The 21015-nt window shown below is 62.1% G+C and carries 18 protein-coding genes and 1 rRNA gene; 11 read left to right on the top strand and 8 right to left on the bottom strand.

Features of this window, described 5'->3' with window-relative positions:
- The 10 genes from ABX75_RS23770 to ABX75_RS23725 are packed head-to-tail and all read left to right on the top strand — an operon-like array spanning position 1 to position 12457.
- Positions 1-912 (top strand): glycosyltransferase family 2 protein, encoded by a 912-nt coding sequence (locus ABX75_RS23770; protein WP_034096814.1) that lies wholly within the window; start codon positions 1-3, stop codon positions 910-912.
- Positions 913-941: 29 nt separating this feature from the next.
- Positions 942-1718 (top strand): polysaccharide biosynthesis/export family protein, encoded by a 777-nt coding sequence (locus tag ABX75_RS23765; RefSeq protein ID WP_034112829.1) that lies wholly within the window; start codon positions 942-944, stop codon positions 1716-1718.
- 15 nt (positions 1719-1733) lie between these two features.
- A complete protein-coding gene (locus tag ABX75_RS23760) occupies positions 1734-3725 on the top strand; it encodes an exopolysaccharide transport family protein (protein ID WP_034096812.1) in 1992 nt (663 codons plus the stop codon).
- Positions 3725-4915: a glycosyltransferase gene (locus ABX75_RS23755; protein ID WP_047882774.1), complete on the top strand. Its 1191-nt coding sequence runs from the start codon at positions 3725-3727 to the stop codon at positions 4913-4915. The genes ABX75_RS23760 and ABX75_RS23755 overlap by 1 nt, the downstream gene beginning before the upstream one ends.
- On the top strand, positions 4905-6233 hold the full coding sequence (locus ABX75_RS23750; protein WP_047882773.1) for a cellulase family glycosylhydrolase: 1329 nt from the start codon (positions 4905-4907) through the stop codon (positions 6231-6233). Before ABX75_RS23755 ends, ABX75_RS23750 begins: the two co-directional genes overlap by 11 nt.
- A gap of 8 nt (positions 6234-6241) precedes the next feature.
- The gene (locus tag ABX75_RS23745; RefSeq protein WP_034112823.1) at positions 6242-7459 is read left to right on the top strand and encodes a glycosyltransferase family 4 protein; all 1218 of its coding nucleotides are present in this window, start codon (positions 6242-6244) and stop codon (positions 7457-7459) included.
- On the top strand, positions 7450-8553 hold the full coding sequence (locus ABX75_RS23740; RefSeq protein ID WP_034112819.1) for a glycosyltransferase family 1 protein: 1104 nt from the start codon (positions 7450-7452) through the stop codon (positions 8551-8553). Before ABX75_RS23745 ends, ABX75_RS23740 begins: the two co-directional genes overlap by 10 nt.
- A gap of 2 nt (positions 8554-8555) precedes the next feature.
- Positions 8556-9983: an O-antigen ligase gene (locus ABX75_RS23735; RefSeq protein WP_034096807.1), complete on the top strand. Its 1428-nt coding sequence runs from the start codon at positions 8556-8558 to the stop codon at positions 9981-9983.
- A complete protein-coding gene (locus tag ABX75_RS23730; RefSeq protein WP_047882772.1) occupies positions 9983-11392 on the top strand; it encodes a lipid II flippase MurJ in 1410 nt (469 codons plus the stop codon). Before ABX75_RS23735 ends, ABX75_RS23730 begins: the two co-directional genes overlap by 1 nt.
- Positions 11393-11443: 51 nt before the next feature.
- Complete coding sequence (locus ABX75_RS23725; protein WP_177329709.1) at positions 11444-12457, top strand: acyltransferase family protein; 1014 nt, start codon at positions 11444-11446, stop codon at positions 12455-12457.
- A gap of 33 nt (positions 12458-12490) precedes the next feature.
- Here the strand turns inward: ABX75_RS23725 and ABX75_RS23720 are convergent, their stop codons facing one another.
- From ABX75_RS23720 to ABX75_RS23695, 6 genes are all read right to left on the bottom strand, one after another.
- Positions 12491-13072 (bottom strand): DUF4174 domain-containing protein, encoded by a 582-nt coding sequence (locus ABX75_RS23720; RefSeq protein ID WP_034112813.1) that lies wholly within the window; start codon positions 13070-13072, stop codon positions 12491-12493.
- A gap of 164 nt (positions 13073-13236) precedes the next feature.
- A complete protein-coding gene (locus ABX75_RS23715) occupies positions 13237-13869 on the bottom strand; it encodes a glutathione S-transferase family protein (RefSeq protein ID WP_047882796.1) in 633 nt (210 codons plus the stop codon).
- 64 nt (positions 13870-13933) lie between these two features.
- On the bottom strand, positions 13934-16291 hold the full coding sequence (locus ABX75_RS23710) for a DNA polymerase II (RefSeq protein ID WP_047882770.1): 2358 nt from the start codon (positions 16289-16291) through the stop codon (positions 13934-13936).
- An 88-nt stretch (positions 16292-16379) separates the two neighbouring features.
- Positions 16380-16694, bottom strand: a complete 315-nt coding sequence (locus ABX75_RS23705; protein ID WP_034096802.1) for a protealysin inhibitor emfourin — start codon at positions 16692-16694, stop codon at positions 16380-16382.
- On the bottom strand, positions 16669-17745 hold the full coding sequence (locus tag ABX75_RS23700; RefSeq protein ID WP_047882769.1) for a M4 family metallopeptidase: 1077 nt from the start codon (positions 17743-17745) through the stop codon (positions 16669-16671). Before ABX75_RS23700 ends, ABX75_RS23705 begins: the two co-directional genes overlap by 26 nt.
- Positions 17746-17793: 48 nt before the next feature.
- The gene (locus ABX75_RS23695; protein ID WP_034096800.1) at positions 17794-18246 is read right to left on the bottom strand and encodes an SRPBCC family protein; all 453 of its coding nucleotides are present in this window, start codon (positions 18244-18246) and stop codon (positions 17794-17796) included.
- A gap of 97 nt (positions 18247-18343) precedes the next feature.
- Between ABX75_RS23695 and ABX75_RS23690 the strand changes: the two genes are divergently transcribed.
- A complete protein-coding gene (locus ABX75_RS23690) occupies positions 18344-18745 on the top strand; it encodes a GFA family protein (RefSeq protein WP_047882768.1) in 402 nt (133 codons plus the stop codon).
- A gap of 1 nt (position 18746) precedes the next feature.
- Here the strand turns inward: ABX75_RS23690 and mrdA are convergent, their stop codons facing one another.
- Together mrdA and rrf are read right to left on the bottom strand one after the other, a co-directional pair.
- On the bottom strand, positions 18747-20639 hold the full coding sequence (gene mrdA, locus ABX75_RS23685) for a penicillin-binding protein 2 (RefSeq protein WP_034096798.1): 1893 nt from the start codon (positions 20637-20639) through the stop codon (positions 18747-18749).
- Between the two features lie 279 nt (positions 20640-20918).
- Positions 20919-21015, bottom strand: a 5S ribosomal RNA gene (gene rrf, locus ABX75_RS28125); the annotation flags it as partial.

The following is a 21015-nucleotide window of genomic DNA, read 5'->3' as shown; positions in this document are numbered from 1 at the left end:
ATGCGTACCGCGCTGATCATCCCGACCCGTAACGCATCCAGTCACCTGGCGCGATTGCTGCCGGCCCTGGCGATGCAAACCCTGCAACCGGACGAGATGCTGGTGGTGGACAGCGCCTCCAACGATGACACCGCGGCGCGCTTTCGCGCCTTCGGCGCACGGGTCGAAGTGATCGACGCGCGCACCTTCAATCACGGCGGCACCCGCCGTTGGGCCAGCGAACAAGTGGGCGGCGACGCACTGATCGTGATGACCCAGGACGCCATTCCCGCGGCCCCCGACACCTTCGCCAACCTGCTTGATGAGCTGCAGCAGGACCCGCTCAACGGCGTCGCCTATGGGCGCCAGTTGCCGCACCCCGACGCCGGGCTGCTGGGGGCGCAATCGCGGCACTTCAACTACCCGCCCCACAGCCGCAGCAAAAGCCTGGTCGACGCGCCGGAGCTGGGGATCAAGACCTGCTTCAGCTCCGACTCGTTCGCCGTGTACCGACGCAGCGCGCTGCACGCCGTGGGTGGGTTCCCCGTCGATGTGATCGGCAGCGAAGACGCCTACGTCGCGGCGCGCCTGCTGCTCGACGGCTACAAGGTGCGCTACGCCGCCACGGCGCAGGTGCATCACTCCCACGATTACTCACTCATGGACGAGTTTCACCGCTACTTCGATATCGGCGTGTTCTACGGCCGCGAGCCGTGGATCCGCCAAGCCTTCGGCGATGCGGGCGGCGAAGGCAAGCGCTACGTGCTGGCGGAGCTGGCCGCCTTGCGCAAGGCCGGCGCGCTGCACCGCGCGCCCGAGGTGCTGGTGCGCAGTGCATTCAAATGGCTGGGTTACCGGCTTGGCCACCTTGAGCGGCGCCTGCCGGTGTCCCTTAAGCGGCGCATCAGCATGTTTCCCGGGTATTGGAGGTGAGCATCATGACCCACAGGAAGTCCCCCTTGATGAAACGCACCCTGCTCGCCGTGGCCATGCTGGCCCTGGCCGCCTGCAATACACCGGCCCGTATCGAGCCACCGGATGACAGAACCGTCGAGGACGGCAAGCGCGCCCTCGACCAACTGGCGCAGTTGCCGCCGGCGGTGGAACGCATCCGCATCGGCGACCAGCTGCGCATCGTGCGCGACGCCGGCGAGATGCCCACCCTGTCGGCGTTCAACGTCAGCACCATCTACGAGCTGACCCTGTACACCGTGCAAACCGACGGCAAGATCAACTATCCGTTTCTGGGCCCGATCCAGGTCGCCGGACGCCAGCCCTCGGAACTGGCCACCGAGCTGACCCGCAAACTCGCGCCCACCTACCGCGAGCCGCGCGTGACGGTGAACATCAACCAGGCGCCGGCCAACTCGGTGATTGTCGGCGGCGCGGTAAACAACCCGACGGCGGTGCAGATCGCCACGGCCAATACCCTGGAGCAAGCCATCGTCGGTGCCGGTGGGATCAACCCGGCGGGCGACGCCAGCATGGTCGCGTTGCTGCGCGAAGACGCCCAGGGTGCCTACCGCGCGTACTTTCTGGACTTCAGCCAGTTGCTCAAAACCGGTCCCGACGGGCGCAAACCGGTGCGGCTGCAACGTGGCGATGTGGTGTTTGTGCCCAAGTCCAATGTGGGTGAGCGCATCCAGGGGGTGGATACCTACCTGAACCAATTGATTCCGTTCACCAAGTCCATTGGCGTCGGCTACAACTACACGCGCACCAGCGGCGGCAGCAATTAAAAGGAGCGACATCCCATGATCGAGATCCGTTCTTTCCGCGATCTTCTGCGCCTGTTCTTCATCTTCCGCCACGAGTTCAAACTGGCGGCCCTTGCCGCGCTGCTGATCATTTTGCTGGGGGCATTCCTGCTGCCGGCCAAGTACGAATCCACCGCGCGCCTGCTGGTCAAGCCGGGGCGTGACTCGACGCTGCCGATCGAGATCAGCAACCGCCAGGCGCTGGTCATGCCCAGCACCCAGCGCGACCCGATCGTCGACGAGGAGCGCCTGCTGACCGGGCGGCCGATCGTGCGCGCGGTGGCCGAGCACTACCTGGAGGTAATCAATAACGCACCGCCGCCGGAAGGCGCCTGGAAGCGCATCAAGTACTACGTCAAGAGCGCCATCGGCGCGGTGTTCGACGGCCTGCGCGTGGTGCTGGAAACCGTCGGCATCGTGGAAAAAACCACCCCGGTGGAACGCCTCGCCGCCAGCCTGGAAAAGAACTTTGACGTCAGCCATGCCGCCGGCTCCACGGTGATGGACATCACCTTCACCTGGGGCGATCCGCAGATTGCCCAAGAGGTGGTCAAGCACTGGGTCGAAACCTATATCAGCGAACGCACCCAGGCCCTGGGGCGCAAAAGTCTCTATGCCTTCTACGAGGGGCAGGTGTCCAACAGCGCCACCGAGATCAAGAGCTACAAGCAGCAGATCCTCACGCACCTGAATCAAATCGGCGCGGCGAGCATCACCGATCGCCTGGAGGATTTGTCCGAGCGCATCAATGTGCTGCGTGGCGAGGTGTTCAACACCACACGTCTGATCGCCTCGTCCGACAGCGCCATCGAGAGCACCCGCAACCAGCTCAAGAGCCAGCCCAAGGAAGTCACCACGGTGCGCCAGATCGCACTCAACCCGCAGCAGCAGGACCTGCGCCGCCTACTCAACCAGAAGCTGCTGGAAAAGGCCGACATGATGCGCACCTACACTGATAACGCGCCGCCGGTCAAAGCCCTGGACGCGTCGATCAAGGCCATGCAGGCCCAGGTCGCCAGCGAGAGCAACACGGTGCAAAGCTCCGAGAACCGCGCGCCTAACACCCTGGAAATCCACTTGCAGCGGGTGCTGCTGGACGAGTCGAGCAACAATCGCGCCCTGCGCACCCAACTGACCCAGCAACAGAAGCAACTGGCCAACCTTGAAGGCCAACGCAAGCAAGCCCTGGAGATTGAACCGGAACTGACCCGCCTGGCCCGCGAGCTGAGCGCCACCGAGCGTAACTACGCGTTGTACGTCGACAACCTGGAGAAATCGCGCATCGACCGTGAGCTGGACAACAGCCAGATCAGCAATATCGCGGTGATCGAAGAAGCCACCCTCAACCCTGGGCGGATCTTCCCCAAAACCCTGGTGATGCTGGTGCTGGCGGTTCCGTTCGCCATCGTCGTCGGCCTGTTGGTGGTGTACCTGTGCTACCTGCTGGATCAGCGCATCCACGACGGTGGATTGGTGGAACGCAAGTTCGGCCTGCCGTTGTGGACCACCCTGCCGGAACTGGACACCAGCACCGCGCAAGGCACCAACGCGTTCAATGCGAGCATCTACCGGCTCTACAGCCTGTTGCGCCCGGACCGCATCGCCGAACAGGGCCTGACGCTGGGCCTGACCTCGGCGCGACATGGCGAAGGTGTGACCTTTGTGGTCGAACAATTGCGCCAGCTACTCGATGAAAACGGCATCAACGTACGGGTCGGCGGCGCTGAGCCGGCGGCGCCGGGCGAAGTGGTGCTGCTAGACGCCTCGGCCCTGCTGGACAACCGCGATGCGTTCATCGCACTGCGCCGCGCCGACCTGATCGCACTGGTGGTGGAAGCCCAGAAGAGCACGGTGCCGGTGGTCGAGCATGCGCTATCGATCCTCAACACTGCGTTCGGCAAAGTCGACGGCATCATCATCAACCGGCGCAAGTTCGAAGTGCCGTCCAAAGTACTCAAGACCATCGCCAAATACCGGGGAGCGTTCTGATGCGTATCGCCCTGCTCGCGCCGCTGCCGCCGGAGAAAAATGGCATCGCCGACTACGCGAACCATTTCCGCACGGCACTCCAAGCGCGTGGCGTGACGGTGCTGACCCCGCTGGCGGGCGTGGCGGGCAACAGCGATGCAATCAGGTCGGCCATCAGCGCCTTTGATTGGCACACCGTGGACTTGGTGCACGCCGAGCTGGGCGGCGGGCGCCTGGGGGAATTCCTGGCCTTGCGTGAACTGCGCAAGGCCTACCCGCGATTGCCCCTGACCGCCACCGTACACGACCCGGAACGAATGGTTTGGCGACGCGAGCGTCTGCCATTTCCGTTGAATCTGGTGGAGCGCCTGCCCAGCCCGATGCCTCAGGCGGCCGTGGTGCTGGCCGATCCCTTGACCCTGCGCGAAGAACGTCAGGTGGCCCAAAGCCTGACGCGTCTGGTTACCCTTACTCGTCTGGGCGCGGGGTGCCTGAGCCAGCGCATGCAATTGCCCGCCGGCAAAGTGGCGGTGATCAACCATGCCAACCTGGCCATCGACCCGGTTGCGCTGCCGCCGCTGGAGCCCCTGCGCCTGCTGTACTTTGGGTTTATCTACCGCGGCAAGGGCATCGAAGACCTGGTTCAGGCGCTGGCGGACGTATTCAAACAAGACCCGCAGTTGCGCGAACGGGTGCGCCTGACGCTGGCCGGCGGCACCGCGCCGGAGATGGCTTTCGGCGCGGGCGGCAACTACCTGGAACAGCTCAACGCTCAGATCGCCGCACTGGGCCTGGCCGATGCCGTCGACTGGCAACTGAACCTGCCGGCTGAGCAGATCGCTCAGACCATCCAAGATCACCATGTAATGGTGTTGCCTTACCGCGAATCGAAAAAACTCGGCCTGTTGGGGCGCCAGCGTGGCACCAGTGGTGCGCTGTCCTGGGCCGCCGCTTGCGGGCGCGGCGCGATCACTTCCGATGCCCGCGCCTTTGCCGAGGAAGTGGCCAGCGGCAACGGGGCGATCTATCCCGAGGGCGATGTGGCCGCGCTGAGCGAGCAGCTTCTGAGGCTGGCGCGTCAACCGCTGCTGGCCCGGGACTGGGCCGAACGCGCCGGAGAAATCGGACGCCAGCGTTTGTGGCCTCTGACTGCGGAAAAATTCGTCGAACTGTTCGGTCAAGCCATCGCAGGAGCCCGCCATGGCGCGTAAACGCACCTACCTCGCCAGCCTGGCCGTCGTTGCAGCCTTGAGCCTGACGGCGTTTTTCTGGGGCCGTCCGGCGGATGCCGAAAGCCATGTGCTCAAGGCCGGCAAGCCGGTGGTGTGGAGGGATTTTCTTGGGGTGAACGCACAGTTCCTATGGTTCAGCCCCGAGCGCTATCAAAAGCAGATCGACCGTCTCAAGGCGCTCGGTCTGGAGTGGGTGCGCCTGGACTTGCACTGGGACCAACTGGAGCCCGTCGAGGGTCAATACCGGGTGGCGACCCTGGATCAACTGGTGCAGAAGCTGCAAGACAACCAACTCAAGTCGGTGTTCTATCTGGTCGGGTCCGCGCCCTTCGCAACTACCGCACCGGTCGGCGCGCCCTATCAGGACCAGTACCCGCCCAAAGACCCGAACGTATTCGCCAACCGCATGCTGTTGCTGTCGCAGCGCTACCCCAGCGTTAACGCCTGGCAAGTGTGGAACGAGCCGAACCTGCTGGGCTTCTGGCGCCCGGTGGCCGACCCGGCCGGGTATGCCAGGCTGCTGACGATCACCGCCACGGCGCTACGCACGGTCAACCCGAGCAAACCGGTGGTGGCCGCCGGCATGGCGTTCTTCGGCGAGATGCCCAACGGCCAGTCCATGCTCGACGCCCTCGGCGCGCTGGGCGTGGCCAGCCTGAACACGGTCATTTCGTACCACCCGTACACCCAGTTGCCCGAAGGCAACGACCCGGCCAACCTGGACTTTGTCGCCAAGACCACCCAGCTCAACCAGGCCCTGCGCAACAGCGGTGTCCAGACCTTGTGGAGTACCGAGTGGGGCTGGTCGACGTACAAAGGGCCCAAGGACGCACAGGACCTTATCTCAGCGCAAACTCAGGCCGATTACGTGGTGCGGCGCCTGGCCCTGATGAGCGCGCTGGACTACGACAAAGTTTTCCTTTTTACCCTCAGCGACCTCGACCAACGCGCCAGCGTGCGCGATCAGTCCTACGGCTTGCTGGACATCGACGCCAACCCCAAGCCGGTCTACACCGCGCTGAAAAACTTCCTTGACGTCAGCGGGCCCACGCTCACTCCCGCCGACCCGCCCAACGCCGACCGCCTCCCCGACGGCCTGTTCAGCATCGGCTGGACCCGCGCGGACGGGCGCAAGCTATGGTTCTTCTGGTCGGCCAAGGGCGGCAACGCGCACTTGCCCGGTTTGGCCCGCGCCACCCTGTATGACCCGTTGCGCGGCACGCAAACTCCGGTCAGCGGCACACAAGGGCTGAGCGTAGCGGTCAAACCGAACCTGCAAATTCTGTTATGGGACTAGAAACGGCCATGCGCATTTTATGGATCCTGCCCTACTCGCCCTGGCCCGCCACCAGCGGCGGCAAGACGCGCCAGTTCCACCTGCTGCGCAGCCTGGCCGCGCGCGGGCATCGGATCACCTTGCTGCTGCACGACAAACACCCGGTGGCGCCCGCCGACCGCCAAATGCTGGAGACGTTTCTCGAACAGGTGATCATTCTGCCGCGCCGCCCGTTGCGCAGCCTCAAGACCTTGGTAGCCGGATTGTTCGCGCCCTACCCGTTGCTGGCCAGCGTCAACGGCCTGTCGGGGCCGCTGCAAAAGCGCTTCGAGCAATTGCTGAAAGAGCCGTGGGACGTGGTGCAGATCGAGCATTCCTATACCTTTGAGCCCTACGAGCAGACGTTGGCTCGACTGTCCCAGCCTTTTGTGCTGACCGAACACAATGTGGAATCGGCCCTCGGCGCCGCGACCTACGACCGTCTGCCGCGCTGGTCGCTGCCCTTCATCCGCTACGACCAATGGCGCTATCAGCGTTGGGAGCAGCGGGTGATGCGCCAGGCCGCCCAAGTGGTGGCCGTTACCCCCAGCGATGCCCAGGTGCTGGAAGGCATCGCCGGCAAACCGGTGGCGGTAGTGGTCAATGGCGTGGACTGCGGCCACTTTGCTGGCGCCCATCCCGACCCTTCGACCCAGCGCGTGTTGTTCCTGGGCAACTACGAATATGCGCCGAATGTGGATGCCATCGAGTGGGCGCTGGACGAGATTCTGCCCAAGGTCTGGGAGTGTTGCCCCGAGGCGCGCATGAGCGTGTGCGGCTTCGGCATGCCTGGCAGTTGGCGCGCGCGCTGGCCGGACTCGCGCATCGAATGGCAAGGCTTTGTGCCGGACCTGCTGCACCTGCAATCGAGCTGTTCGGTGTTCCTCGCGCCGCTGCGCCACGGTGGCGGTTCTAAGCTCAAGGTACTCGAAGCCCTGGCCGCCGGCCTGCCCTTGGCGAGCACCGAGCAAGGTGTGTCGGGGCTGGATTTGGTGGAAGGTCTGGACTACCTCGGCGGGCAAAGCGCGACCGGCCTGGCGGATGCCGTGGTGCGCCTGCTGCAGCAACCGGAGGCCGCCACCGCGATGGGCGACGCCGGCCGCGCCTATGTGCGCCGCGCCCATGATTGGAGCGTTGCCGCCAGCCAGCTGGAGCGTGTCTATGCCACGCTGTTGCCGCACCCGCACGAGGCACCCGCATGCGTATAGGCCTGGATTACCGCACCGTTGGTACATCGCCGCAATCGGGCATCAGCCGCCAGGTGTATGCGCTGGAAAGCGCACTGTACAGCCTGCCGGGCCTCGAACTCGAACGGTTCACCGTGGCGCCCCTGGGCGACGAAGCGCGCTTGCAGGCCCACTGCCCGGCCTGGGGCTGCGCAAAAACCGCCATGCACCAGCCACACAATCGCCTGCGCTTCGAAGCCGGTTTTCTGCCGAGGGCGCTACGCGAGCAGCACATCGACCTGTATATCAGCACGTTCAATATGGGCCTGCCGCTGCCGCCCAAACCACCGGGTTTGCGTACCGTGGTGCTGCTGCATGACCTGTTCCAGATCACCCTGCAGAACTACCACGCCAACCGCCTCAAGGCGCTGATCTACAAGACCAGCGATCGCCTGTCGATCACCTATGCGGTGCATAGCGCCGATCGGGTGTGGACCCCCTCGCAGTACAGCGCCGACGAAACCGCGCGGCTGTTTCCCAAGGCTACGGGCAAGATCCGCGTGCTGCCCAATCAGGTCGACGGGTTTTCCGCGCTGGCCGCCGACCTCACGGCGCGCCAGTTGCCCGCGCGCTATTGGTTGCTGGTGGGCACCCGCGAGCTGCGCAAAAACGTGCCATTTTTGGTGGACGCATGGCAGCAGGCGCGCCGCCAATCACCCGCAGTGCCGGAACTGGTGCTGGTGGGCAGCCTCGATCATTTGCCCGAGGCCCAGCGTAGCCTGCCTGGCATTAGGGCCTTGAGCGGCGTGTCGGATGGCGAGCTGCATGCGCTGTACCGCCACGCCTTACGCCTATGGCAACCCTCATACGCCGAGGGCTTCGGCCTGCCGGTGATCGAAGCGCTGAGCGTCGGCACGCCGGTGGCGGTGGCCAGTGGCACCTCGCTGGATGAAATCACCCCGCCGACCGCACCGCGTTTCTCCCCCTCCGACGGCCCGGCGCTGGTGCAGTTGATGCTCAGCCTGAGCCAACGGCCCGCTGAGGACTCAGCGGAGGAACGCCGCCTGTGGGCCGAGCGCTTCAATCACCAGGCATATCGCCAGCGCTTGGCCGACCTGCTTGAGGAACTGAAGTGAGAGTGAATCTGGCAAGCCTCGTCGCGATCCTTTTCGGCCTGCTGTTTGGCGCCCTGGCCTTGTTGCTGTCACCGGCCAAGGCATTCCTGGCGGTGATTGGCCTGGCGGGCATGGTGACCATTTTGCGCTTCCCGTTATGGGGCTTGCTGCTGTTTGCGGGGCTGGCGACGTTCATGCCGTACTCCACCGTCAATCTGGGCATCCGCAGTACGGTCAGCGAAGCGATCCTGGCCCTGACCTGGGGCGCGATCCTGTGGCACAGCTTGTTGGCGCGCCTGCCCGCCACGCCGAGCCTGGCGTCGCGGCCGACCGACCAGATGCTGCTGTGGCTGATGCTGTTCAGCGTGTTTCCGTTTATCGTCGGCCAGGTCACCATCCAGGCCGACACCAGTGGCGTAGCCAATTGGCTGCGCTGGTTGCTGAACCTGTCGGGGGTATTTCTCGCCGCCAAACTGCTGGTGCAGCGCAAACACCGCGAAGCCCTGGTGATCGCACTGCTGCTGGGCACCCTGGCGATGTTGCTACTGTCCATCGCCGTGTTCGTGCGCACCCGCTCCGGTGCCGGCATTGCGCCGATCCTGGCGATGTTCAACTACGCCAACTTCGACATGCTCAAGTTCGGGCTGGAAGCCATGTCGTCGCGTATGGGTTCGCCCTGGACCCACCCGAATGCCATCGGCGGGATCATGGCCTTGCTGTTGCCTCTGGCATTCTGCTTCGGCATGACCGAGCAAGGCTGGAAACGCGCCCTCGGCCTGGGCGTGGCGTGCCTCGGCGCGGCGGCGCTGCTGCTGGCCAGCAGCCGTGGCGCGATGGTCAGCCTGGCGTTGGTTTTGATCTGGATGGCCACGCGGCGAGTGCCGTACACCGGGCGCCTGCTGATGATCGGCGCCGCGCTGACAGTAGCGCTGGTGCTGGCCTATCCGCCGTTGCAGGATCGCCTGGCAACCATCTTTTCGTCGAGCAATGCCAGTACGGAGGTGCGCTTCGACGAGTACCGCATGTTCCCGCAGGCGGTGGCGGCGTATCCCCTGGGTATCGGGTTCAAGGCCGACCCACCGGTGCCCGGTTCGCACCTGCTGGGGATCTCCAACCTGTGGCTCAATTACATCTACAAGATTGGTCTGGTGGGCATGCTGCTGTTCGTCGCGGTGACCGTGCGCTGGTGGCGTGAAGCGCGCCCGGATAAAGGCCCGATTCGCCTGACCAAGGACAATGCCCTGTGGTTGGGTACTACGGCCGGGATCCTGGCGGCGCTGGTCAGCGGCTTGTTCGATCACTACTTCAGTTTTGCGGTAGTGATGGTGGCGCTGTTCTGGCTGATGGTGGGGATCAATGTACTGGAGGCGCGGCGGCTGTTTCCGGCGCGCGTGCCGCAGGTCAAGCGTGTGGCTTACGGCAAGCCGCTGCTTGATGGCGCCCACTCCTGATGCTCGGCTCCGCCGCATGGCTGACCGTGGCGACCCTCTTGGGCTTATGCCTGGGGTTTGCGCGCGAATGGCTGCTGGTAGCGGCGTGGGGCGCGGGCGAACGTAGCGATGCGTTCCTGATCGCGTTGTTCCTGCCCGAAGCGCTGCGCATGTCCCTGGCCGGTGGCGTGCTGAGTGCCGCCGCCCTGCCGCTGTTCCTGGCGCGCAAGGATGCTGAGCGAGCGGATTGGCTGGCGGTGTTGTTTCCGGCCTTGCTGCTGATTGCATTGCTGACCAGTCTGCTGCTGACGCTGTTGGCGCCGTGGCTGGTGCAAATACTGGGGCCGGGGCTGGCCGCCGGTGCCGCCGCCCTGGCCGGCAATAATTTGCAGATCGTTGCGTGGTGCGTGCCGGGGTTGCTGCTGCACGCCTTGTTCAGTATTCCGTTGCAAGCCAACGAACGCTTTGTGCTGGCGGGGCTGGGGTCGTTGCTATTCAACCTGCCGCCGGTGGCCTACCTCGCTCTCGCGGGCAGCGCCACGCAGCCGCAGTCGTTGGCCTTGGCGTGCCTGGTCGGCAGCCTGTTGATGCCGCTGGCGTTGTTGCCATCGATCTGGCGTCAGGGCTGGCGCCCATGGCGCTGGCAACTGAGGCTTGCGCCTTTACGCGAACTGGGCCAGCGCATCGGCCCGCTGTTGCTGAGCAACGGCGCCAGCCAGGGCCTGGCCTTGATTGAACGCCTGGTGGCATCGCTGCTGGGGGAAGGCGCTGTGACCTGGGTGAACCTGGCGCGCAAGCTGATGAACCTGCCGCTGATTGCACTGATGAGCCTCAACCAGGTGCTGCTGGGCATGATGAGCCAGCGTCAAGGCGATGAGCGTCTGGCCTTGCTCAAGCGCGGCCTGGAGACCGCCAGCGTGCTGACCCTGCCCGCCGGCGTCGGCCTGGTGGCCGCCGCGCCGAGCCTGGTCACGCTGCTGCTGCCCAAGCACGCGATGGATTCGCCACTGCCGCTGCTGCTGGCTTGGTTTGCCGTGCCGCTAGTGTTCGGCGCCTGGAACGCCTTGCTCGCGCGCTACGCCTACGCCGCTGGCGACACACGCCAGCCGCTGCGCTGCGAGCTGCTGGGCAGCCTGGTCAATGTGCTGTTACTGGGCGCCCTGCCCTTCGTGTTTGGTCTGGCGGGCATCCCTTTGGCCGCACTGGCCGGGGTGATCTGCACCGCGCTGCTGCTGATGCAGCGCCAGGGTTTACTCGCCAAGGTGCCGTGGATGCGCCACTGGCTGCTAAGCGCGCTGGCACTGGGCCTGGCGGCGCTGCTGCTGTTCCCGGTGCAGGGCGCATGGCTGCAGTTGGGGCTAAGCACACTGGCCGGCGCCGTGGTGCTGGTGGGCCTGGGGCTATGGCTCAAGCCGTGGCGTAAAGCATGAGATTGGGTGTGATCGAATGGGAGCACTGAGGTGAAACATCGCTGGATCCAAATGGACATCGCCAAAGGCATCGGCATCCTGGTGATCGTGTATGCCCACAGTTGGTTCGTCGCCAAGTCGCCCGATCTGCTGTATCCGATCCTGGCGTCGTTTGTGTTGCCATTGTTTTTCTTTCTGTCCGGGGTGTTTTTCAAACCGGAACAGCCATTTGTGGAGATGGCGCTGCGCAAGGCCGATGGTCTGCTCAAACCGTTTTTCTTCACCATGCTGGTGTATGTGATCGTGCGCGATGTACTGCGCGGCCAACCGTTACTGCCGGATATCGGCGGCGTGCTGTATGCCACGGTGGCCACAATCCCCTGGCAGGCGCTGTGGTTTTTGCCGCATTTCTGGGTGGCGATTCTGTTCAGTTGGTTGCTGCTGCGGCTGATTCAACGTTTACCGCTGGCGGTGAGTTGCGCGGCGATGATCGTACCGCTGCTGCTGGGCACCTGGATGCTGCCGTGGTTCTGGCAACTGCCGGTGACGCTCGGCGAGCACACGTGGGTGCTGCCCGGCTTGCCCTTCAGCCTCGACGTCACACTGATCAGCAGCGCCTGTTTCGTGTATGGCTACCTATTGCGCGACTGGCTGCGTACCCACGCCGGCTCATGGCTGACGCTGCTGGTGTCGGTGGTGCTGTTCGCCGCGGTGTTCCTCTACAGCCACGCCACCATGGACCTGGCGCAACGTCGCTACGACCACTGGCTGTGGACCAGCCTGCTGGCGCTGATCGGCGTGTACCTGTGCTGGGCTTTGGCGAAGGTGATCATGGTATCGGCGCTGCTCACGCGGGTGATGACCTACATCGGTCAATCCACGTTGATCCTGCTGATCTTCCATGGCGAGATCCAGCACAAGACGGTCGACTTGCTGGTGCGCCTGGGGCTGCATGAATTCGTCGCGGCGTGTATCGGGTTTGGGGTGGCGGTGATCGCGCCGTTGTTGATCGGGGAGGTGATCAAGCGCGTGGCATTCCTGCGGTTCTTCTATTTTCCGTTTCCGCTGCGCAAACAGCGGGCATAGCGGTTGGAGCGAGCACGCTCGCTCCTGCTGACGTCAATCGTCCAATGGTTGCACCGCGGGTTTGCTACCGGGTTTAGCAGGCTTGGCGCCCTTGGCCGGAGCCGGGGCAGGCGCCGCAGGTTGGGGCTCAGGAGCCGCCGCAGCCTCTTTTTCTGCCATGGGCATCTGATCGATGGTACTGAAGAATTCCTTGAGATCGAGGGTGTCCGGCGGCACGGTCCTCTCAAGTTTCTTCTCGCCGTCCTTGCCCACAAGAATCACTTTGGTGCCGCTGCCGGCACCGAGCTTGAGGGCGCGGATCAATGCGTTGGTTTCCGGCGGGGTAAGCTTCTTGTTGTCTTTCGGGTCTTTGGCGAACTTCTCACCTTCAGCTCCGATACTGCCGAACTTGACGGTGTAGAACACCATGCTGCGTTCTTCAAAGGACTGCTTGGTGGCCGGCTCGTCCAGCTCTTTCTTGAGTTTGGCCAACGTATCGTTGCCGGAATCAAGCTCCACCACCACCAGCGGCCGGGCCTTGCCCAAATCCTGCTTGAGCGGGTTGATATCCTCAGCCGCCAACAGCGGCCCCGTAAACGCCATCAAGGTAGCCAGGGTCAGCGACCGGATGAGCATGCGCACCTCCTTTGAATTTCATGCAGGGTTCTTGAGTTTCATGTCTGCGACAGTCAAATTCAAGGATGATTCCTACGGCACTTTGAGAAAGAGTAGGTCAGGACGCCCGTGACGCAAGGGGTTGAGTGGGGCCGCAGGGATTGTTTCGCCTGATTGCAGAATCATCACGACGCCGTCCACTGCGGCCAATGCCGGGCGAACACGGGCGCCACGCCGGGGTCGGCATCCACACGCGCCAAGGTGCGCGCAAAGCCTGGCGCTACGGCGCTCAACGCCTCCCGCGCGGCGTCCCAACGCGACACCGCCGCCGCCATGATGCCCAAGGCATTGGGCTCACCGTTGTTGGCAAACAACTGCTCGGCAAACTGTTCGGCGAATACCACCCAGGCTTGATGCAGATAACGGCGTGTGCCACAGACCAGTTGCGTTTGCACCGCCTCGGGCGCGTCACCCAACCAACGCTGTGGGTAATCGATGATGCCGATCGCCGAGTAGCAATTGGCCGCGATATAAACCAGGCCCCGGATGATCTGCGCGCGGTCGCCGCTCAGCAGGTGCGCGTCGGGGAATGCCAGGCCGAGATGAATCAGGATGGCGGCGCTTTCCGTCAGTACCTGACCATCGGGCATCACCAGCGTCGGGATCTGTTTGAGCGGGTTGATACGCGCCAGGACCTCGCTGCCTTCGCCGTCGTGCCAGGAGCTGACGTCCACCCGATGCCACGGTACTGCACAACGCTGCAAGGCGATTTCGATCATGCATGAGCCGGATTCGTCGGTGCCGTAGAGCGTATACATCATGGCCTCTCCTTTATGACGGAGCCCCAAGCGTGCACACGCCCGACCGTGCATCGCAAGTGTTTTAGAACAGCCCCATCTGCCCGCCGACCAACGTACTGAAATCATCATTTACGAACGGCAGAATCGCGTCGGCCACCGGCTGCAATTGGCGGGTGACATAGTGATCGTAGTCAATCGGCGCCTGGCGCACTTCCAGCGGTTCGGGCCCGTTGACGCTGATCACATAGCTGATCCAGCCGCCACGCTGGTACTGGCGCGGCCTACCCAGGCGGTCGTTGTAATCGTCTGCCAAACGCGCCGCTCGCACATGGGGCGGGACGTTGCGTTCGTAATCGTCCAGGCGGCGGCGCAGGCGTTTACGGTAGACCAGCAACTCGTCGAGTTCGCCGCCCAAGGTTCTACGCACGTAATCGCGGATGTACGCCTGGTGCGGCTGGCGGTGAAAGATGAGGCGGTAAAGCTCTTGCTGGAACTGTCGCGCCAGGGGCGACCAGTCACTGCGCACAGTCTCAAGGCCCTTGTAGATCATCTCTTCTTGACCATCGCTGCGCACGACCAGGCCGGCGTAGCGCTTCTTGCTGCCCTCCTCTGCGCCGCGAATGGTAGGCATCAGAAAGCGCGTGAAGTGGGTTTCGTATTGCAATTCCAGGGCGCTCTGCAAACCGAATTCGGTGCTCAGGTGCTCGCGCCACCAATCGTTGACATGCGTGACCAGCGCCTGGCCGATGCGGCTGGCATCCTCCTGGGAATGCGCACGGCCGAGCCACACGAAGGTGGAGTCGGTGTCGCCGTAGATCACTTCATAGCCCTGGGCCTCAACCAATTGGCGGGTCTGACGCATGATCTGGTGACCGCGCAGGGTGATCGAGGAGGCCAGACGCGTGTCGAAGAACCGACAGCCGCTGGAGCCGAGCACGCCGTAGAAGGCGTTCATGATGATTTTCAGGGCCTGGGACAGCGGTGCGTTGTGTTCGCGCTTGGCCGCTTCGCGCCCTTCGGCCACGCGCGCGACAATCGACGGCAGACAATGGCGCGTGCGGGAAAACCGCGCACCGCGAAAGCCTTCCACCGATTCGCGGTCATCAGGGTGTTTGAGGCCTTCGATCAGGCCCACGGGGTCGATCAGGAAACTGCGAATGATCGACGGGTACAGGCTTTTGTAATCCAGCACCAGCACCGACTCGTAGAGGCCGGGACGTGAGTCCATGACGAAACCGCCAGGGCTGGCCTGGGGCGGCTTATCGCCCAGGTTCGGTGCGACGAAGCCTGCGCGGTGCATCAGCGGCATGTAGAGGTGGGTAAATGCGGCGACGGAGCCGCCGCTGCGGTCAGCCGGTAGCCCGGTGACACTGGCACGCTCCAGCAGGAACTTGAGTAGTTCGGTTTTCTCGAAAATTCGCGTGACCAGCTCGCAGTCCTTGAGGTTGTAGCGCGCCAGGGCGGGCTTGTCCTCGGCGAACATGCGGTTGATTTCGTCCATGCGCTGGTACGGCGTAGAAATATCCTTGCCTTCGCCCAGCAAGGTTTGCGCAACGTTTTCCAGACTGAACGATTCGAAACTCCAGGTCGCCGAGCGCAGCGCTTCGATGCCGTCAATGATCAAGCGTCCCGGCGCCGCCGCGAAGTAATGGTTGCGACTGCCATGCTCACGCCAGCTCATGGCCTCTTCACCGCGCCCGAGCAGCAAGGGCACATTGAGGCGCTGGGCGTGCTCATGGAGCACCCGCAGGTCGAACTGCACCACGTTCCAGCCGATGATGGCGTCAGGGTCATGAGTGGCCAGCCACGCATTGAGACGTTCGAGCAACTGAGCGCGGCTGTCGCAATAGTCGAGCTTGAAGTCCACGGCGTCGGTCTTATTGGGCGGCCCGAGCATATACACCTGGCGCTCGCCGCAGCCTTCCAGGGCAATGGAATACAGGTCGCCCTGGGCGGTGGTCTCGATATCCAGGGACACCAGCCTGAGCGGCGGGCGGTAGCCCGGCGCGGGTTTCATCTGGGCGTCCGACAGCACGCCCGTGGCCTGCGGCGTACCACCGAACCACACGGGCGCAGTGATGAAACGCTCCATCATGTAGCGCTCAGGAGGCCGTACGTCGCCTTCGTACACATCGACGCCCGCGGCACGCAGGCGTTTTTCCAGGTCCATCAACTGGCGATGCTGGCGGGTATACAGACCGAGGACGGGGCGGTGATGGAAGTCACACAGCTGCAGCGGGCGCAACTCGACATCGCGCTCCCCCTTGAGCAGCCAATCCAACGGCTTGCGATGGGCTTCAGGGATAAACATCACGGAGGTCTGAACGGGTAGACGGATGTACCGTGGCCCCTGGTCGGTGGCCAGCCAGAAGCTGACCTCCGTGCCGGCCGGGGTATCGCGCCAATGCCGGGTCAGGACAAAACCCTGCTGTAAATCCACCGTACCGCACCTCAGAAATCGCTTTGAGCCGGTGATTCTACGCGGCGCGAGCTTCGGGGCGAAAAGTAATACTCATGCAGAAGGGTTATTACACCTGGCCCTTGTCCCATAAACGCTTCAGCTCTTCCGAGGCCTGGTCTTCCGGTACCGTAAAACGCAGTTGATCGTCGCGATTGTCCGAGCGATAGCGAACTTCAATCTGATAGAAGCGCTGATCGCCCCGGCCTACATCCGTCGACGTTTGCGGCAGGCAACGGTTCAGCACATTGCAGATTTGCTCACGCTCATCGACATTGCACTGAGCAAATTCGATTTCACGCGGCCGGGTCATGGTGGTCACCTGGCCGCCCTGACGGGACAGGCGCACGGTGGCGTCGTTACCCAAGGCCGGAAGTTCTTTCATTGCGTGATTCTCCTGCTGGACCGACGCCGACTTCCTCCCAGGCTTTACGCACAGCATCAGCCGCTTCAGTGCCAAAACGTTGGTGGGCATGTTGTACGGTCAGAGTAGCAAAGGCCTGAAAGTTAGCGTCGTTGTCCAAGTTTTTGTCGCAGAGGGTGTCATACCAGATTTGGCCAGCCCGCTCCCAGGCCGAACCGCCAAGTGCTATGGCGACCAGGTAGAACGCGCGATTGGGAATACCGGAGTTGAGGTGCACACCGCCATTGTCGTCTTGGGTATTGATGAAATCGTCCATATGCGCAGGCTGCGGGTCTTTGCCGAGCACAGGATCATCATAGGCCGTGCCAGGGTGGGACATCGAGCGCAGGCCTTTACCTTTGACCTTGTCGGTCAGCAGATCGGCGCCGATCAGCCAGTCGGCCTGCTCTGCAGTTTGCTTGAGGACGTACTGACGCGTAAGCACACCGAACACATCGGAAATCGACTCGTTGAGTGCCCCGGATTGATTGCGATAGACCAGGCCCGCTTCGCTTTCGATGACTCCGTGGGTGAGTTCGTGCGCCACCACGTCGAGCGAGCGCGTAAACCGCTGGAACACCTCGCCATCGCCGTCGCCAAACACCATTTGCGCCCCATTCCAGAACGCATTTTCATAGCCCTCTCCGTAGTGCACGGTGCCGGCCAGCGCAAAGCCCCGGTTGTCGATAGAGTCTCGACCATAGACCTGCCAGAAAAAGTCATGGGTGGCGCCCAAGGCATCGTACGCCTCATCTACGGCGACATCGCCGCTGGCACGCTGACCTTCGACCCGAACCAGCGCGCCAGGCAGCACGGTCAAGTGTTGAGCATCGTAAATATTGCGCTGCAGTTGACCGGGCTGATGGGCCTCGGTGACGGGCGCCTGGGATTGGCGAGCGGTCACGGGCAAGAACTGACGGACGTGCGTCAGGGTTTTCAATGCGCGCGAACGCTGCCATTCGGAGCCATGATCAATCAGGCGATTGAGAATGTAGGGCGGCATGAATCCGAGGTAATGACGTTGGCCAGACATGGCACTCTCCCTGTCAGACAGTTTCCGATAGTAAATACACAGCGGGCATCATTTGAGGAAATTCTCGATGTTGCCCATTTGCTCGTCCCAGCCTCGGGAATTCATCTTGAACGCCTTCTGGCGACGGGCATCGGGAATTTCGTTGAAACCTGACTCAACCACCCGCAGCAGAATACCGGGCGCATGGTCCTCGATAGTGAACTCCACCAGGGTCGGGCTTTCCTTGTCATAGTCGATAGTGTCGTCGACCGCGAACGGATGCCAACTGAATGAGAACAGGGTCTGCGGCAGTATTCGTTCGATCCTGGCCTTCCAGACGACATGCTCATAACCAGGGTAAGTGATCGGCGCCTCAACGATCTCCCCCTCGACAAAGGCCTTGCCCTTGAGAGCAATGCCAAACCATTGGCCGAATTGCTCGGCATCTGTCAGCGCGTCCCATACTTTTTTACGTGAAGCGTTGAGCAGGATTTTTCGCTCGATGCGATCTAATACGTGCATAAGTCACCTCCTCCATTGACCGTAGGTGACATCAAACAATGCGCAACCTGGAGTTGTAAGCAATGATGATGACCCGTCCATGAACTGACCCTACCTTATGACTGACCCACTCAACGGAAGTTGCTTTTGCAAGGCGGTGCGCTATCAAGTACTCCGCCTGGAGATGCCTATCAGCCACTGCCACTGCGACAGCTGTCGCAAAGTGCATGCGGCCCCCTTTGTCAGCACCGCCGGGGTGATGCGGGAACACTTTGTTTGGACGCAGGGACAGGAGCTGCTGTCGTCCTTCGAATCGTCACCGGGCAAGCACAAGCATTTCTGCTCGCGGTGCGGCTCTCATTTGATGGCTGAACGTGGGCATCAGCCTCATGTCATCGTGCGAGTGGCAACGCTGGATGATGACCCAGGCGTCAGGCCAACCTCGCACATCTGGACCGCCCAGGCTAAACCATGGCTGGCCTACGAGGACGTAGAGTGCTGGTGCGAATGGAAACCATGACTCAAACGTGAGGATCTCCGGGCCCTTTAGCAGGTGTTGCATATTGCGGTTTAAGGTGCCCTTCTTGGTCTAGTAACCAGGCATCCATGATCTGCCGCACCACAGGCCCCGCCACACGGCCACCGGCCTCGCCGTTTTCAATCATGACCGAAATGACAATTTTTGGATGCTCGGCTGGAGCAAAGCCTACAAACAAGGCGTTATCACGATGGCGCTCCAGCGTTTTCTCGCGGTTGTAGCGCTCACCCTGTTTGATCGCCACGACCTGCGCGGTACCACTCTTGCCAGCGATCCGATACTGCGCACCTTGTGCGGCCGCCCGCGCGATGCCGCGTGGGTCGTGCATGACCAGTTGCATACCGTGGTTGACCTGCTCCCAGTCGCGCGGGTCCTTAAGGACAACGTTTGGCATGGGGTTTTCGTCTACTGGCGGCACACCGTTGATGGTCTTGGCCAAGTGCGGTCGGTTCCACACGCCCTTGTTGGCGATCAAAGCGGTGGCCTGAGCCAGTTGCAACGGGGTGACCTGCATGTAGCCCTGGCCGATGCCGAGGATCACCGTTTCACCGGGGAACCAAGGCTGGCGGCGTGTGGCGCGCTTCCATGCCTGGGAAGGCATCAGCCCGGCTGACTCTTCGAACATATCCATGGACACTTTCTGACCCAGGCCAAACTCGGCCAAGTAATCATGCAGGCGATCGATTCCCAGCTTGTGGGCCAAGTCATAAAAGTAAGTGTCGTTAGAACGCATGATAGCTGCGTCCATGTCCACCCAACCATCGCCACTGTGGTTCCAATTGCGGTATTTGTGGTCGAAGTCCGGGAGCTGGTAGTAACCAGGGTCGAACACGCGGGTTTGGGCAGTGACGACACCGCTGTCGAGACCAGCGATGGCCACCTCGGGCTTGATGGTTGAGCCTGGCGCATACAGACCCCGAAGGACACGGTTGAACAAAGGCCGGTCGATAGAGTCGTGCAGTGCGGCATATTCCTTGAAACTGATACCGGTGACGAAGAGGTTCGGATCGAAACTTGGCTTGCTGACCATGGCCAGTACTTCGCCGGTTTGCGGATCGAGAGCAACCACCGAACCACGGCGATCCCCCAAGGCTTGCTCTGCTGCTTCCTGAAGTTTGACGTCGAGGCTCAGGACAATATTTTTTCCAGGGACCGGGTCGGTGTGCTTGAGTACGCGAAGCACCCGGCCCTGAGCATTCGTCTCAACCTCTTCGTAACCCACATGACCATGCAGCTCGGACTCGTAGAAGCGTTCGATTCCAGTCTTGCCGATCGACTGAGTACCGCGATATTCCACAGAATCTAGGTTCTTGGACTCCTTCTCGTTGATCCGGCCTACGTAACCAATGGAATGAGCAAAATGCGGACCCAGGGGGTAATGTCGAACGAATTGTGGTTCCACATCAACCCCGGGTAGGCGGAACTCATTCACAGCCAGCACCGCGATCTGTTCCTCGGTGAGTTCGTAAAACAAGGTCACCGGAACGAAAGGGTGGCGCGCTTGCTTGAGGGCTTTGTCGAACAATGCGCGATCTTCAGTAGGCAAGTGCAGTAAGTCGATGATCGTGTCCAGCTCCCCCTTAAGGTCTGTGGTGCGCTCGCGGGTGATCGTCAGGTTATAGCTGGGGCGGTTGTCGGCAAGCACTACACCGTTGCGGTCATAGATCAGTCCACGGGTGGGAGTGATAGGCAGGACGTGGACGCGATTGTTTTCGGAGATCGTAGAGTGATAGTCGAACTGCACCACCTGCAAAAAATACATACGGCCCACTAGGGCACAAGTAATGCCAATGACCAGCAATGCACAGGCAAGCAGGCGTTTGTTGACCAGACGATTCTCTTTCTCGTGGTCCTTGATCGGTATCACTTCAGGCATTTCTACAGCATCTCTTTGAAAAAGATCGTTGCCGCGTCCTGCGAATGAAGATAAGTCCCTTTGAAAATGAGCTGCACCTTACCAAAAATGCAGAGACGCTTTGCATCGATTTCTTCAACGGTACTCAATGGTGTTTTTGTCACGAGACAATCAGCTCCTCATGACGTCGTAGCGGAGCTTTATATCGACGGTGGAGGAAAAGGAAAAAGCTTTACAACACTTTTCGAGCGCGCAAAACAAAACCCCAACTGCTTTCGCAATTGGGGTTTCGGAATTTAATCTTGACGATGACCTACTCTCACATGGGGAAACCCCACACTACCATCGGCGATGCATCGTTTCACTTCTGAGTTCGGGATGGGATCAGGTGGTTCCA

It is taken from the genome of Pseudomonas sp. ARP3 (assembly GCF_001029595.1).
Classification (GTDB): Bacteria; Pseudomonadota; Gammaproteobacteria; order Pseudomonadales; family Pseudomonadaceae; genus Aquipseudomonas; species Aquipseudomonas rhodesiae.
This window is presented reverse-complemented; position numbering and strand designations above follow the sequence as displayed.